Annotated in this window: 13 protein-coding genes and 1 pseudogene; 5 read left to right on the top strand and 9 right to left on the bottom strand. The window is 74.5% G+C overall.

What is annotated here, in order from left to right:
• Positions 1-175: 175 nt before the first annotated feature.
• The 3 genes from rplT to infC all read right to left on the bottom strand — a co-directional run bounded on the left by rplT (position 176) and on the right by infC (position 1,664).
• Complete coding sequence (gene rplT, locus D9753_RS28880) at positions 176-559, bottom strand: 50S ribosomal protein L20 (RefSeq protein WP_121789672.1); 384 nt, start codon at positions 557-559, stop codon at positions 176-178.
• Positions 560-657: 98 nt separating this feature from the next.
• Complete coding sequence (rpmI, locus tag D9753_RS28875; RefSeq protein WP_003977225.1) at positions 658-852, bottom strand: 50S ribosomal protein L35; 195 nt, start codon at positions 850-852, stop codon at positions 658-660.
• Between the two features lie 113 nt (positions 853-965).
• Positions 966-1,664 carry a translation initiation factor IF-3 gene (gene infC / locus D9753_RS28870; RefSeq protein WP_163010816.1) on the bottom strand — a complete coding sequence of 233 codons (699 nt, stop codon included), beginning with the start codon at positions 1,662-1,664 and terminating at the stop codon, positions 966-968.
• Positions 1,665-2,005: 341 nt separating this feature from the next.
• Here infC and D9753_RS28860 point away from each other — a divergent pair, with 341 nt between their 5' ends.
• The gene (locus D9753_RS28860; RefSeq protein ID WP_121789671.1) at positions 2,006-2,362 is read left to right on the top strand and encodes a DUF1844 domain-containing protein; all 357 of its coding nucleotides are present in this window, start codon (positions 2,006-2,008) and stop codon (positions 2,360-2,362) included.
• 10 nt (positions 2,363-2,372) lie between these two features.
• Here D9753_RS28860 and D9753_RS28855 read toward each other — a convergent pair.
• Positions 2,373-3,107: pseudogene (locus D9753_RS28855) on the bottom strand (SseB family protein).
• Positions 3,108-3,256: 149 nt separating this feature from the next.
• Between D9753_RS28855 and D9753_RS39455 the strand changes: the two are divergent.
• The 3 genes from D9753_RS39455 to D9753_RS39445 are packed head-to-tail and all read left to right on the top strand — an operon-like array spanning position 3,257 to position 4,143.
• Positions 3,257-3,388, top strand: coding sequence for a hypothetical protein (locus D9753_RS39455; RefSeq protein WP_276209448.1), 132 nt, complete (start codon positions 3,257-3,259; stop codon positions 3,386-3,388).
• A 10-nt stretch (positions 3,389-3,398) separates the two neighbouring features.
• Positions 3,399-3,770: a serine hydrolase gene (locus D9753_RS39450; protein WP_394346764.1), complete on the top strand. Its 372-nt coding sequence runs from the start codon at positions 3,399-3,401 to the stop codon at positions 3,768-3,770.
• Complete coding sequence (locus tag D9753_RS39445) at positions 3,655-4,143, top strand: serine hydrolase (RefSeq protein ID WP_394346763.1); 489 nt, start codon at positions 3,655-3,657, stop codon at positions 4,141-4,143. Before D9753_RS39450 ends, D9753_RS39445 begins: the two co-directional genes overlap by 116 nt.
• Here D9753_RS39445 and mycP read toward each other — a convergent pair.
• Complete coding sequence (gene mycP, locus D9753_RS28845) at positions 4,130-5,302, bottom strand: type VII secretion-associated serine protease mycosin (RefSeq protein WP_121789670.1); 1,173 nt, start codon at positions 5,300-5,302, stop codon at positions 4,130-4,132. The two genes, D9753_RS39445 and mycP, sit on opposite strands and share 14 nt — an antisense overlap.
• Complete coding sequence (locus tag D9753_RS28840; protein WP_121791340.1) at positions 5,299-6,012, bottom strand: hypothetical protein; 714 nt, start codon at positions 6,010-6,012, stop codon at positions 5,299-5,301. Before D9753_RS28840 ends, mycP begins: the two co-directional genes overlap by 4 nt.
• Before the next feature lie 1,756 nt (positions 6,013-7,768).
• Between D9753_RS28840 and D9753_RS28830 the strand changes: the two genes are divergently transcribed.
• On the top strand, positions 7,769-8,971 hold the full coding sequence (locus tag D9753_RS28830) for an amino acid deaminase/aldolase (RefSeq protein ID WP_121789669.1): 1,203 nt from the start codon (positions 7,769-7,771) through the stop codon (positions 8,969-8,971).
• Positions 8,972-8,978: 7 nt separating this feature from the next.
• Here D9753_RS28830 and D9753_RS28825 read toward each other — a convergent pair whose 3' ends face one another.
• From D9753_RS28825 to D9753_RS28815, 3 genes are read right to left on the bottom strand one after another with little or no spacing between them, the layout of a single operon-like run.
• Positions 8,979-10,211, bottom strand: coding sequence for an HAD family hydrolase (locus tag D9753_RS28825; RefSeq protein WP_121789668.1), 1,233 nt, complete (start codon positions 10,209-10,211; stop codon positions 8,979-8,981).
• Positions 10,212-10,236: 25 nt separating this feature from the next.
• The gene (locus D9753_RS28820; protein ID WP_121789667.1) at positions 10,237-11,028 is read right to left on the bottom strand and encodes a 3-oxoacyl-ACP reductase; all 792 of its coding nucleotides are present in this window, start codon (positions 11,026-11,028) and stop codon (positions 10,237-10,239) included.
• Positions 11,025-12,425 (bottom strand): aldehyde dehydrogenase family protein, encoded by a 1,401-nt coding sequence (locus tag D9753_RS28815; RefSeq protein WP_121789666.1) that lies wholly within the window; start codon positions 12,423-12,425, stop codon positions 11,025-11,027. Before D9753_RS28815 ends, D9753_RS28820 begins: the two co-directional genes overlap by 4 nt.
• Between the last annotated feature and the right edge of the window lie 21 nt (positions 12,426-12,446).

Genomic DNA, 12,446 nt, shown 5'->3' with positions numbered 1-12,446 from the left:
TTCAGGCGGTGCCGCACCCCACTGCGGGGAGGGCGCGGTGTGTCCCGCGCCGCGGCGAGTCCGCCCGTGGGACGGCGCGGCCACCCGTGGCCGCGCGGCGTCGTCGGCAAACAGCAGGACCCGCAAGCCGTGCAGCCTGCGGGTCCCTCGGTCACATCGGCTCGTAGCCGGCGCTTCACGCAGCCTTCGGGGCGTTGACGTCCGACGGCAGCGCCTTCTGCGCGACCTCGACCAGCGCCGCGAAGGCGCCTGCGTCGTGCACGGCCAGCTCGGCCAGGATCTTGCGGTCGACCTCGACGTTCGCCGCCTTCAGACCCTGGATGAAGCGGTTGTACGTCATGCCGTTGGCGCGGGCAGCGGCGTTGATGCGCTGGATCCAGAGCTGCCGGAAGTCGCCCTTGCGCTTCTTGCGGTCGTTGTAGTTGTAGACCAGCGAGTGGGTGACCTGCTCCTTGGCCTTGCGGTACAGGCGCGAACGCTGACCGCGGTAGCCGGAGGCCTGCTCGAGGATCGCCCGGCGCTTCTTGTGGGCGTTGACTGCCCGCTTGACGCGTGCCACTTGTTAACTCCTTGTAGCGGGGTCGTGGTGGTGCTCACACGACCCGGAAACGATTCGGTCCCGGTCCAGACGCACGGCGCTCAGGCGGCGCCGCGACGTCACTTGCCGAGAAGCTTCTTGATCTTCGCGGCGTCGCCCGGGGCCATCTCGGCGTTGCCGGTGAGGCGACGCGTGACACGGGACGACTTGTGCTCGAGCAGGTGGCGCTTGCCGGCGCGCTCGCGCAGCACCTTGCCGGAGCCGGTGATCTTGAAGCGCTTGCTGGCACCGCTGTGCGACTTGTTCTTCGGCATAGCGCCGTTATCTCCTCGTCGGTGGCGCTCCGGTGCCCGGTCGTGAAACCGGGCACGGTGGAGCGTCGCTCAGTTCTGTCGGTTACATCCTCGGGGACGCACGTCCCCCGGGATCACGCCTCGGCAGGTTCCTCGGCGGACACCTCGGCCTCGTCGTGCACCTCGGCCTCGTCGTGCTCCCCGGCCTCGGCGACGTTCTGCGACTTGCCGGGGTTCGCCTTCGCGTCGGCCTTGCGGGCCTCCTGCGCCTGACGGGCCTCGGCCATCGCCTCGGTCTTCTTCTTGTGCGGACCGAGAACCATGATCATGTTTCGGCCGTCCTGCTTCGGGTTCGACTCGATGAACCCGAGGTCCTGGACGTCCTCCGCGAGACGCTGCAGCAGTCGGTAGCCCAGCTCGGGGCGCGACTGCTCACGGCCACGGAACATGATCGTGATCTTGACCTTGTCGCCCTGCTTGAGGAACCGGACGACGTGACCCTTCTTGGTGTCATAGTCGTGCGGGTCGATCTTCGGCCGGAGCTTCATCTCCTTGATGACCGTGTGCGCCTGGTTCTTGCGCGCCTCACGGGCCTTCATGGCCGACTCGTACTTGAACTTGCCGTAGTCCATGAGCTTGCACACGGGCGGACGGGCGGTCGCCGCGACCTCGACCAGGTCCAGGTCGTACTCCTGTGCAAGCTCCAGTGCCTTCGCGAGCGGCACGATGCCGACTTGCTCGCCACTGGGACCTACAAGTCGCACCTCGGGAACGCGAATCCGGTCGTTGATGCGGGGCTCGGCGCTGATGGATCCTCCTCGGTAGCACCACACGGCGGTCTGGCGGACAGCCGCGTTATGTCTGTGTTCGTCAAGACCTAACCGCCCCGAGGCACAAAAAATGCCCCGGACGATCACATGCGGGGCTCCAAGCACTACCGGAGCACCGCCGCGATATCGCGGGGCGCAAATTCGGGCGACTCCATCGTCCGTACGGAACGATGGGGGCCGCCTGACCGGATGACCCGCCGTCCCTGAGGATGGTCGGGTGGGAGATCGGAGCCTCCACTTGTGGGCCGGGCAAACATGTCCGGCCGGTCGTCAATCAGACTAGCAGCATCACTTGACAAGGGCTAATTGAGGGAGGCCCGCCGGGACCACCTATCGTGTGGGGCATGAGTGACACCCCTCCTGAATCCCCCGACTTCGACGCGATGACCCGGGACATCGCCGAGGTCCCCGCCGTCGAGGTGATCGTGACGGTCGCCGTCAACCTGATGAGCGCCGCCGCCGTGAAGCTCGGGCTGAGCGAGGAGGGCGAGTCGTACAAGGACCTGGACGAGGCCCGCAAGCTGATCAGCGCGCTCGCCGGCCTGCTGGACGCGAGCACGACCGAGATCAGCTCCTTCCACGCGGCCCCGCTGCGCGACGGCCTGAAGTCGCTCCAGCGGGCGTTCCGCGAGGCGTCGGTCGTCCCGGACGAGCCGGGCCAGGGACCGGGCGAGAAGTACACCGGCCCCGTCTACGGCTAGTCCGTCCCGCTCATCCGCGCACGTACAGGGGCTCGCCCGGAGGCGTGGTCCCGGCCGGCAGCAGTGCCAGGTCGAGGCCGCGCACCAGGCGGGCCCGCAGTGTCTCGTCGGCCGCCAGGCGCTCGGCGACCGCCCGGGCGGCCTCGGCCGGCGGAACGCCCGGGTCGAGGACGAGCGCGAGGGTGCCGTCGGCCCGGCCGGGCCCGAGGTGGGCGCGGAGCACGGCGGGTTCCGCCGCCCCACCGCCGTACGGACGGCCTCGACGACCGCCGGATCGGCGAGCGGGTCGATGCTGGTGCGGCCCTCGGCGAGGGCGAGCAGCGCCGGGCCGGTCAGCTCGAACGGCACCGGACCTGCGAGGTCCAGCACGACCGTGTCGGCCTTCTCGTGCGCGGCGGCCTCCAGCGCCTGGCGCAGGGGTACGGCGACCGGGCGGGCCCCCGGGTCCCAGCGGGCCAGGGAGTCGGTGGAGGTGAAGGCGGGCAGCGCGGGTGCGGTCGCCGGCCTTCAGGGTGGGTACGGCCATGTCGCTGGTCTTCTCGCGGCGCAGCCCGTTCTCGTCCTCCTGCACCTCGCCGAGCACGGCGACGACGGGGACGAGCAGGCGGGCGCTCTTGAGCGCCTCCAGGACGGGCCCGAGGGCGCTGCGGTCCTCGGCCCAGGCGGCGAGGGCGGCGCTCAGCCGGGGGTCGGCGGAGCCGTCGTCGTCGGAGAAGCCGGGGTCGGGGATGTTCTTGTTCGCCACGGTCACCGACCCTACCGGGGGCATGCCACCGGTAGGCCGCGGGGCCGGTGACGCCCGCTCACAGGAATCCCGGCATTCCCCCAGGTGACGCCCGGCCCCAGGAAGCGCACAGCTCGCGCCCCCGGGCATCGCGGACATGGAGTTCCCCCGTGCCCGCCGTCGTCGCCGTGAGCGGGGTGATCGCCGGCGGCACGGTCGGTACGCGGGAGCGCTGCGCGCACCGGGACCGCGGCCGTATCGTCGGCGACGCCCCCGGCCTCCCCCTCGGCCGGGGCGGGTGAGGAGGCGTCGGTGGAACCCGTCACGGAACCCGCGGTGGACCGGGACGCGCTGCTGTCCGGGGCGATGGCGCGGGTGAGCGTGCCGTCCGGTGCGCGGGTGTCGGCGGCGGTTCTGGAGACGGGCTCCGGTGACAGCGCCGTGTACGGCGACGCGGCCTTCGACACGGCGAGCATCGTCAAGGTCGACATCCTGGCCGCGCTGCTGCTCCGGGCGCAGGACGCGGGGGCGGGGGCTGACGGCGGCCGAACGGGCGTACGCCACGAAGATGATCCGGAACAGCGACAACGCGTCCGCGACGGCGCTGTGGCACACGATCGGGGGCGCGGCCGGCCTGGACGCGGCGAACGCACGCTTCGGCCTGAGCGCGACCTCGGGCGGTGACGGCGGCCTGTGGGGGCTGACCCGGACGACGGCCGCGGACCGACTCGTCCTGCTCCGGCAGGTGTTCGGGGAGGACTCCCTGCTGAGCGCGGCCTCGCGCACGTATGTGCGGGGGCTGATGAGGACGGTCCGGGCGGACCAGCGGTGGGGGGTGTCGGCCGCCGCCCGGGGCGACTCCTGGGCGCTGAAGAACGGCTGGCTGCCGCGCGGCACGACGGGACTGTGGGACGTGAACAGCGTCGGCCGGGTGACGGTGGACGGTACCGGCTACCTGGTGGCGGTGCTGTCGGACGGCACCGGGAGCCGGGCGGAGGGCATCGCGCTGGTGGAGGAGGCGGCCAAGGCGGCGGTGTCGGCGTTCACCGCCGGCTGAGACGTCCCTTTCCACGGCCCCGCCACAGGACGACGCCCGCGATCAGCAGGACCGCGCCGGCGCCGCCGGCCAGCGGGCCCGCCCAGTCGGAGGCCGAGGAGGCCGCCCCGGGAGCGTCGGGACCGGCACCGAAGTACCGCTCGCCGTACGACGCCGGGCGCAGGCCCTCCGGTTTCAGACGGGCCGCCGACTCCAGGGCCGCCGCCGGGTCGATCATCCCGAATCCCCGGGAGTCGTCCCGGCCGCCCACCGGGGCGTTCCGCGCGGTGTCCTCCAGAAGCCTCTTGATCTGCGCCGGGGCCAGCGCGGGGTGGGCCGACCTGATGAGCGCGGCCACGCCGGAGACGAACGCGGACGCGGCGCTCGTACCCCAGCCCTCGTAGTACTTGTGGTCGGGGTCGGCGATGATGACGCCGACACCGGGCGCGCTGACCGCCGCGTACCAGCGGCGGGTGGAGAACGAGGCGCGGGTGCCGTAGCGGTCGACGGCGGTGGCGGCGATGACGCCCGGATAGGCGGCCGGGTAGGAGACGTGGTCGCCCTTGTCGCCGCCGTTGCCCGCGGACGCCACGACGACCACGCCCTTCTTCAGGGCGTACTGCACGGCCTCGTCCTCGCCGGGCTCCGGATGCGCCGAGTTCGAGTCGTCGCCGAGGGAGAGGTTGATGACGTCGGCGCCGTGGTCGGCGGCCCAGCGGATGCCCTCGGCGAGGGCGCTGCCACGCTCGGTACGGGCCCTGGCGCGGGCCGAGTCGCCGTCCTCCAGGATCACCCGCACCGGCAGGATCCCCGCCTCGGGGGCGACGCCCATGACGCCGTCGGCGTTGCCGGGGCCGTGGCCGTGCCCGGCGATGATCCCGGCCATGGCGGTGCCGTGCCGCGCCCATGTGCGGTCGCCGGGCCCGGCACCGAAACCGATCATGTCCTTGGCGGGCAGGACGTTGCCGGCGAGGTCCGGGTGGCCGGCCTCGACACCGGTGTCCAGGACGGCGACGGTGACGCCCCGGCCCTTGGTGGTCTGCCACGCCCGGTCCAGGTGGAGGGCGGAGAGGGCCCACTGCCGGTCGCGGATGCTGTCGGCGTGGGCGGCGGTGGCCGGCAGCAGGGCGAGCGAGCCGGCGAGCAGCAGGCTCAGCGCCGCCGTGCGGATGTGCGTCATGCGGGCTTCTCCGAGGCTGTGCCGACGGTCTCGCGCAGGCGCCGTTCGATGCGGTCGGCCAGGCCCTGGGCCTCGTTGCCGAGGCCGGCCTGGGCCGGTGCCGTGGTCGCGCCGGAGCCGACGGCGTCCGCGGCGGGCTGGGGGGCGTCGACGGTACGGCCGTCGGCCCAGCCGGAGACGGCGTAGGCGACGACGGGTGCGTCGGTGAGGACGGAGACGGTCCAGGACGCGCGCTGGCGGTCGCCGAACGCGGCGGCGGCCGTGCCCGGGGCGGCGTACGGCCGGGGCATCAGGTCGGCGCGCCGGTCCAGGCGCTCGGTACGGAAGCGGTTGGCGAGCGCGGACATCGCGGCGGGGTCGGCCTCGGTGAACAGCAGGCCGACGGTGGTGACATGGCTCTGGGTGGCGTCGGTGTAGGTGGCGCGGAGCAGCCGTCGGCAGCCGACGGGGGAGAGGACCTTGCGCAGCAGCGGGTCGAGGGCGTGGCCGCAGCCGCTGTCCGGGGCGACGGCGATCCGGGTCCAGGTGCGGTCGGCTCCGCCGGGGCCGGCGCCGGTGCCCTGGACGGTGGGCGGGAACAGCTCGTCCACGGGCACGCTGTGCCAGAGGGTCCCGGCGGCCGTGTACGCGTCGACGGAGGCGTGGTCACCGGCGTCCCCGGTGAGCCAACTGCCGGTGACGGCACCACCGATGAGACCGAGACCGAGCACGAGGCAGGCTGCTGCTGCGGCGGTGCGCGGCCCGCGGCGGCCGGGCGTCCGCTCGCCGGAGGTCTCGGGCTCCGCGAACGTGACGACGGGCCGGGCGGCCGGGGCGGCGCTCCAGGAGTGGGCCGGGTCGGGCGGGGTGCCCACGGGACGCACGGGGCGCCATCGGACTCCAGGCCCCACCACCGGACACCGACTCGACCGGCCCGTCCGCGGTACCGGCCCCGGCCCGAACACGCTCACCGCGGACACCGGAGGTCGCACCGACCCCGGGGGTCTCACGGACACCGGAGGACCCACCGGGACCGGAAGCCCCACCCACACCGCCGGCCCCGGACACGGCCCCGTCACGACGGCCCCGCGCGGCCCCTGCGGGCGCCGTCGCGGCAGGGCGCCCCGGCGCGGGGCGCTCCGGCGCGGGGCGCTCCGGCGCGGGGAACGCGGCCGGCCTGGAAGGCGCGGAGGGCACGGGAGGCGCGGAGGGCACGGGAGGCGCGGAGGGCGCGGGGGGCACGGAGGGCGCGGGGGGCACGGAGGGCGCGGGGGGCGCCGACGGTACGGGGGGTGCGGAGGCGGGGCGCCGGGGTTCCGAAGGTGTGGAGGCGGGGCGCCGGGGGCTGCGGGGGCGCGGAGGGAGGCGACGACGGCGAGGACGCTGACGAGGCCGAGGCCGTCGAGGACGCCGAAGGGATCGGGCGGAGCCGGGCCGTAGTTTCCGACGGGGTCTGCGCCGGGGCGCCGCCCCGCGGCCTGGACTCCCTGCCGGGACGCGGCCGGGCGGTCGCCTCGGAGGCCGTCCCCGACAGGGGCTCCCCCGCGGCAACCGGAGCCGCCTGCGCCGCGGGGCGCTCCCTGCCCGCCACCGCGGGGCCTCCCGGCGTCGTCGGGCCCGGCGATGCTGCCGGACCTGCCGGGACCGCCGAGGCCGCAGGGCGTGCCCAGGCCGCCGGACCTTCCGGGGCAGCCGAACCCGCCGAGGCGGCCTCGCCCACCGGGGCCGCCGGGCCTGGCCACGTCGGCCGGCCCGCCGAAGCCCCCTGGCCCCCCTGGCCTGCCGAAGTCCTGGAACCGGAGCGGCTCACCGGGGCCGTCGGGTCCACGCTCGCCGCGTCTGCCCGTCGGCCGGGCCGCCCGGCCGGGCGGGGCGGGGTGGGGCTGCCGCGGTGGGGGTCGTGTCCGGTGTTCGGCGAGATGTCGGGGAAGCGGGCCGAGGCGGGGGGCGGTGGCGGGCTCACGGGGTCGGGGACCTCGGGTACGGCCCGGCCGGCCCGTGGCCGGGGGGTGAAGACCGAGGGTTCGTCGTCGGGGTCGTAGGCGTCGCCGGCGCGCGGAGCGGCGGTCGGGCGGGTGGGGGCGGGGCGGGCCGGCGGGTGCTGGGGCGGGAGGCCCGGGGGCGTACCCGGCGGGCGCGGCCCGGTGCCGGCGGGCTGTCCGGGCGGGGTCGACGGACGTCGCGGGACGGGAGCGTGCCGCGCTTCCGTGCTCATGCACTCCCCGTTTCCTCGTGCCCGGGCCGTTTCTCGTACGCGGGCCGTCGTGCTGCTCGGCCGCGCCCGGTACGGAAGCTCCTGCCGGGCACGCATACCCGTACGGCCGGACCGGCATCCCGGTTCAGATCGGTGTGCCGGGCGCGTCGCGCCGTACGTGCGCGTCACTCTACGGGTTGCCGGGAGCCGGGACGGAACCGGTGCGCGGGCCCGCGGCATCTGCCCGGAACGTCCCCCTACCCTGCGGTAATCCTGTCTGGCAGGCTTCGGCCATGACTGCGCGCGCCGCTGACCGGGCCCGTTACGACCGGGCCACCGCCCATCTCGACGCCCCCCTCGCGATCGTGGACCTCGACGCGTTCGACGCCAACGCCGCCGACCTGGTCCGCCGTGCGGGAGGCAAGCCCGTCCGGGTCGCCAGCAAGTCGGTCCGCTGCCGGGCCCTGCTGGAACGGGTCCTGGCCCGGGACGGGTTCGGGGGCATCATGTCGTTCACCCTGGCGGAGTCGCTGTGGCTGGCGCGGTCGGGGTTCGAGGACGTCCTGCTGGCCTATCCGTCGGCCGACCGGGCCGGGTTCGCGGAGCTGGCCGCCGATCCCAAGCCCGCCGCTGCCGTCACGGTGATGGTCGACGACCCGGCGCAGCTCGACCTCATCGACGCCGCCCGCGACGGCGGGCGTGAAGTGGTGCGCGTGTGTCTGGAGTTGGACACCTCGCTGATGTTGCTCGGCGGCCGGGTACGGGTGGGCGCCCGCCGCTCGCCGCTGCGCTCCCCCGCCCAACTCGCCGAGCTGGCACGCTCGGTGGCCCGGCGACCGGGGTTCCGGCTGGTGGGGATCATGGCGTACGAGGGGCATGTCGCCGGGGTCGGGGACGCGGTGGCCGGACGGCCGCTGCGCTCGCGGGCGATCCGGCTGATGCAGGCCGCTGCCCGGCGGGAGCTGGCCGAGCGGCGGGCCGCGGTCGTGCGGGCGGTGCGGGCCGTCGTCCCCGACCTGGAGTTCGTCAACGGCGGCGGCACCGGCAGTGTGCAGCACACCGCCGCCGAGGACGCGGTGACGGAGATAGCGGCCGGCTCGGGGCTGTACGTACCGCGCCTGTTCGACAACTACACCTCGTTCAGGGGCCGTCCGGCCGCTCTCTTCGCCCAGCCGGTCGTACGGCGGCCCGGTGTGGGTGTCGTCACCGTGCTGGGCGGCGGCTATCCGGCCTCCGGTGCCGCCGGCCGTGACCGGCTGCCGGTGCCGTATCTGCCGGAGGGGCTGGCGTACGACCCGCAGGAGGGTCCCGGCGAGGTGCAGACCCCGCTGCTCGGCTCCCCCGCCGACGACCTGCTCGTCGGCGACAAGGTGTGGTTCCGGCACGCCAAGGCGGGTGAGCTGTGCGAGCGGTTCGACGCGCTGCACCTGATCGAGGGGGACGCGGTGACGGCGACCGTGCCGACCTACCGGGGCGAGGGGCAAACGTTCCTGTGAGGGCCGGTCAGTAGACCGTGTCCGGCCGGTCCGGCAGCACCGAGCCGTCCGCGCGGCGCAGCGGTCCGCGCGTGCCGTCGGGCGCGGTGTACGCCGTGGTCGAGCACGGGTAGGGGGCGGGCCGGCGCGGCAGCGGGGCGAGGAACATCGGGTTGACCAGCCAGCGGCCGTCCGCGTCGTCGTACGCCCGGCACATCAGCTCGGGCTTGTTGCGGTTGATCACGAGGTGGGCACCGGTGGCGTCCCCGACGAAGGTGACGTCGGTGTCGGCGTCCCCGGCGGCGAGAGCGGGCCGCCGCTCGCGGGGCTGGCGCCGCCAGGCGCGCGCGCCCCGGACGCCGTACACCTGCTCGTCGATCCAGCAGCGCTTGCCGTCGATGTACGGGATGACCGCGCCCCGGCCGCCCGGGACGCCGCCGCAGCCCTCGGTGCGTGCGGTGATGCGGCCCCGGCGGTCGAGGACCGGGCGGATGGCGAGGGTGTGCGCGGCGTCGACGCCGACCGCGCGGGACCAGACCTCGGTGACGGGCTCGACGCCGGCCGAGACGACGTACACCCGGAATCCGGCGCGGCGCAGGGTGTCGATCAGGGCGCGCTGCTGGTCGTAGTAGCGGACGTAGGCGGGGACCGTGTGGGTGCCGAGGGCGCGGGTCGCGCCGACGGGGGCGGCCAGGGCCTCGCGGCGGGCGGCGCGGGCGTAGGAGGCGAGGTCGGCGGGGGTGCGGCCGGCGAAGAGCGGGGAGACCCAGGCGTACTGCGGGACCGTACGGCGGTGGTTCCAGCGGCCGGCGAAGGCGGGGGCGCCGCTCATGGTGGTGCCGTTCTCGCGGATCTCCACGATCTCGTCCGTGCAGCGGGGCCGGGCCGAGGTCGGCAGGGACGTGCCGGCGCCGGTGCCGCAGGCGGATGTGAGGGCGCGGTCGGCGGCGTCCGTCAGCCAGGCGCTGGTGTCCTTCCAGCGGGCCGGGCGCGGCAGGCGGTCGTGGCGCAGGGCCCAGGAGAGGGTGGCGTCGGTGACGTCGTTCCTGGTGACCGTGTTGTCCCAGTCGAAGGCGGCGACCGCTTGGGTGTGTCCCGAGCAGGTGCCGCGGGCGTCGATGACCTGTTGCAGGCGGGCGCGGTTGTCGCCGTACCAACTGCCGTGCAGCCGCGGGCAGTCGGTGGGGCGGGTCGTCGGTGCGGTGGGCGCGGCCGCCAGGGCGGCGGCCGCTGCCAGGAGCCACGCGAGATGCTGTCGCATATGCGCGGACCGTACACCTTCGTCCCTACAGGGGGGTGACGTACGCGCCCGAGATGCCGCCGTCCACCAGGAAGTCGGTGGCGTTGACGAAGGAGGAGTCGTCGCTGGCCAAGAAGGCGACGGCGGCGGCGATCTCCTCGGCCTCGGCGAACCGGCCGACCGGGATGTGCACCAGGCGGCGCGCGGCCCGCTCGGGGTCCTTGGCGAACAGCTCCTGGAGCAACGGGGTGTTCACCGGGCCCGGGCACAGGGCGTTGACCCGGATCCCCTCGCGGGCGAACTGCACGCCCAGCTCGCGGGACATGGCGAGGACGCCGCCCTTGGAGGCCGTGTAGGAGATCTGCGAGGTGGCCGCGCCCATCCGCGCCACGAAGGACGCCGTGTTGATGATGGAGCCCCTGCCCTGGCGGCGCATGTAGGGCAGGGCGGCCTTGCAGCACAGGTAGACGGAGGTGAGGTTGACCTCCTGGACGCGTTTCCAGGCCTCCAGTCCGGTCTCCAGGATGGAGTCGTCGTCGGGCGGGGAGATGCCGGCGTTGTTGAAGGCGATGTCGACGCCGCCGTACGTGTCGTACGCCGTCCGGAACAGGGTCTCGACCTGCTCGGGATCGGTGACGTCGGTCTTCACGAAGAGCCCGCCGGTCTCGTCGGCGGCGGCCCTGCCCCGGGGCTCGTCCACGTCGGCGCAGACGACGTGGGCGCCCTCGGAGGCGAGCCGGCGGGCGGCGGCGAGTCCGATGCCGCTGCCGGCTCCGGTGACGACGGCGGTACGGCCGGCCAGGCGGCGGCAGACGGTGTCGGTGCGCTGAGTGGTCACTGTGCGGGGCCCTCCGTGCTGAGGAAGACGTTCTTGGTCTCGGTTAAGGCGGTCAGGGCGTCGGGGCCGAGTTCGCGGCCGAGCCCGGACTGCTTGAAGCCGCCGAACGGGGTCCAGTAGCGGACGCTGGAGTGGGAGTTGACGGACAGGTTGCCCGCGCGGACGGCCCGGGACAGGCGCAGGGCGCGGCCGAGGTCCCGGGTCCACAAGGACCCGGAGAGGCCGTAGGGGGTGTCGTTGGCGAGGCGGACGGCGTCCTCCTCGTCGGTGAAGGGCAGCAGTACGGCGACGGGGCCGAAGATCTCCTCGCGGGCGGCCCGGCCACCCGGCCGCTCGCCGGTGAGGACGGTCGGCGGGAACCAGAAACCGGGGCCGTCGGGGGCACTGCCGCGCAGGGCGGGGGCGTCCTCGGGGACGTAGGAGCGTACGCGGTCGAGCTGCAGCCGGGAGATCAGCGGGCCCATCCCGGTCCTCTCGTCGGCGGGGTCGCCCACGACGACGGCGGCCAGCGCACCGGCGAGCAGGTCACGGGCCTCCTCGTACACCGTCTCCTGGACGAGGATGCGGGTGCGGGCGCAGCAGTCCTGGCCGGAGTTGTCCAGGAAGGAGAACGGGTCGAGGGCGGCTTCGAGGTCGGCGTCGGCGAAGACGATGTTCGGGCTCTTGCCGCCGAGTTCCAGGGTGACCGGTTTGACCAGGCGGGCGCAGCACTGCATGATCTCGCGGCCGGTGCGGGTGGAGCCGGTGAACACGATCTTGGCGACGTCCGGGTGGTCCACCAGGGCGCGGCCGGCGGTGTGGCCGTGGCCGGGCAGCACCTGGAGGACGTGCTCGGGCAGGCCCGCCTCCAGGGCGAGCGCGGCGAGCCGGAGCGCGGTGAGGGGGGTGGTCTCGGCGGGCTTGAGGACGACCGCGTTGCCGGCGGCCAGGGCGGGGAAGGAACCCCAGGCGGCGATCGGCATGGGGAAGTTCCAGGGGGCGATCACGCCGATCACGCCCAGGGGTTCCTGGAAGGTGACGTTCCAGCCGCCGGGTACCGGGATCTGCCGGCCGAGCAGGCGTTCGGCGCCACCGGCCGCGTAGAGGAGCAGGTCGCGGGCGTTGCCGGCCTCCCAGCGGGCGTTGCCGATGGTGTGGCCGGCCTCCCGGACCTCCAGCTCGGCGAGTTCCTCGGTGTGGGAGTCGACGACGTCGGCGAAACGGCGGAGCAGGTGGGCCCGGTCGGCAGGGGCGAGGGCGGCCCACCCGGCCTGGGCGCGGGCGGCGCGTACGACGGCGGCGTCCACGTCCTCGGCGGTGGCGGCGGGGACGGTGGCGACGACCTCCTCGGTGGCGGGGTTGACGATCACCAGCTCGTGCGGGTCGTGCGGGCCGGACGACTCGTGCGGCTCGGACACGTGAGGACCTTTCACCGGCGG

This window comes from Streptomyces dangxiongensis (genome assembly GCF_003675325.1).
GTDB classification, from domain to species: domain Bacteria; phylum Actinomycetota; class Actinomycetes; order Streptomycetales; family Streptomycetaceae; genus Streptomyces; species Streptomyces dangxiongensis.
The sequence above is the reverse complement of the archived record's forward strand: the minus strand, read 5'-3'. Positions and strand labels throughout refer to the sequence as shown.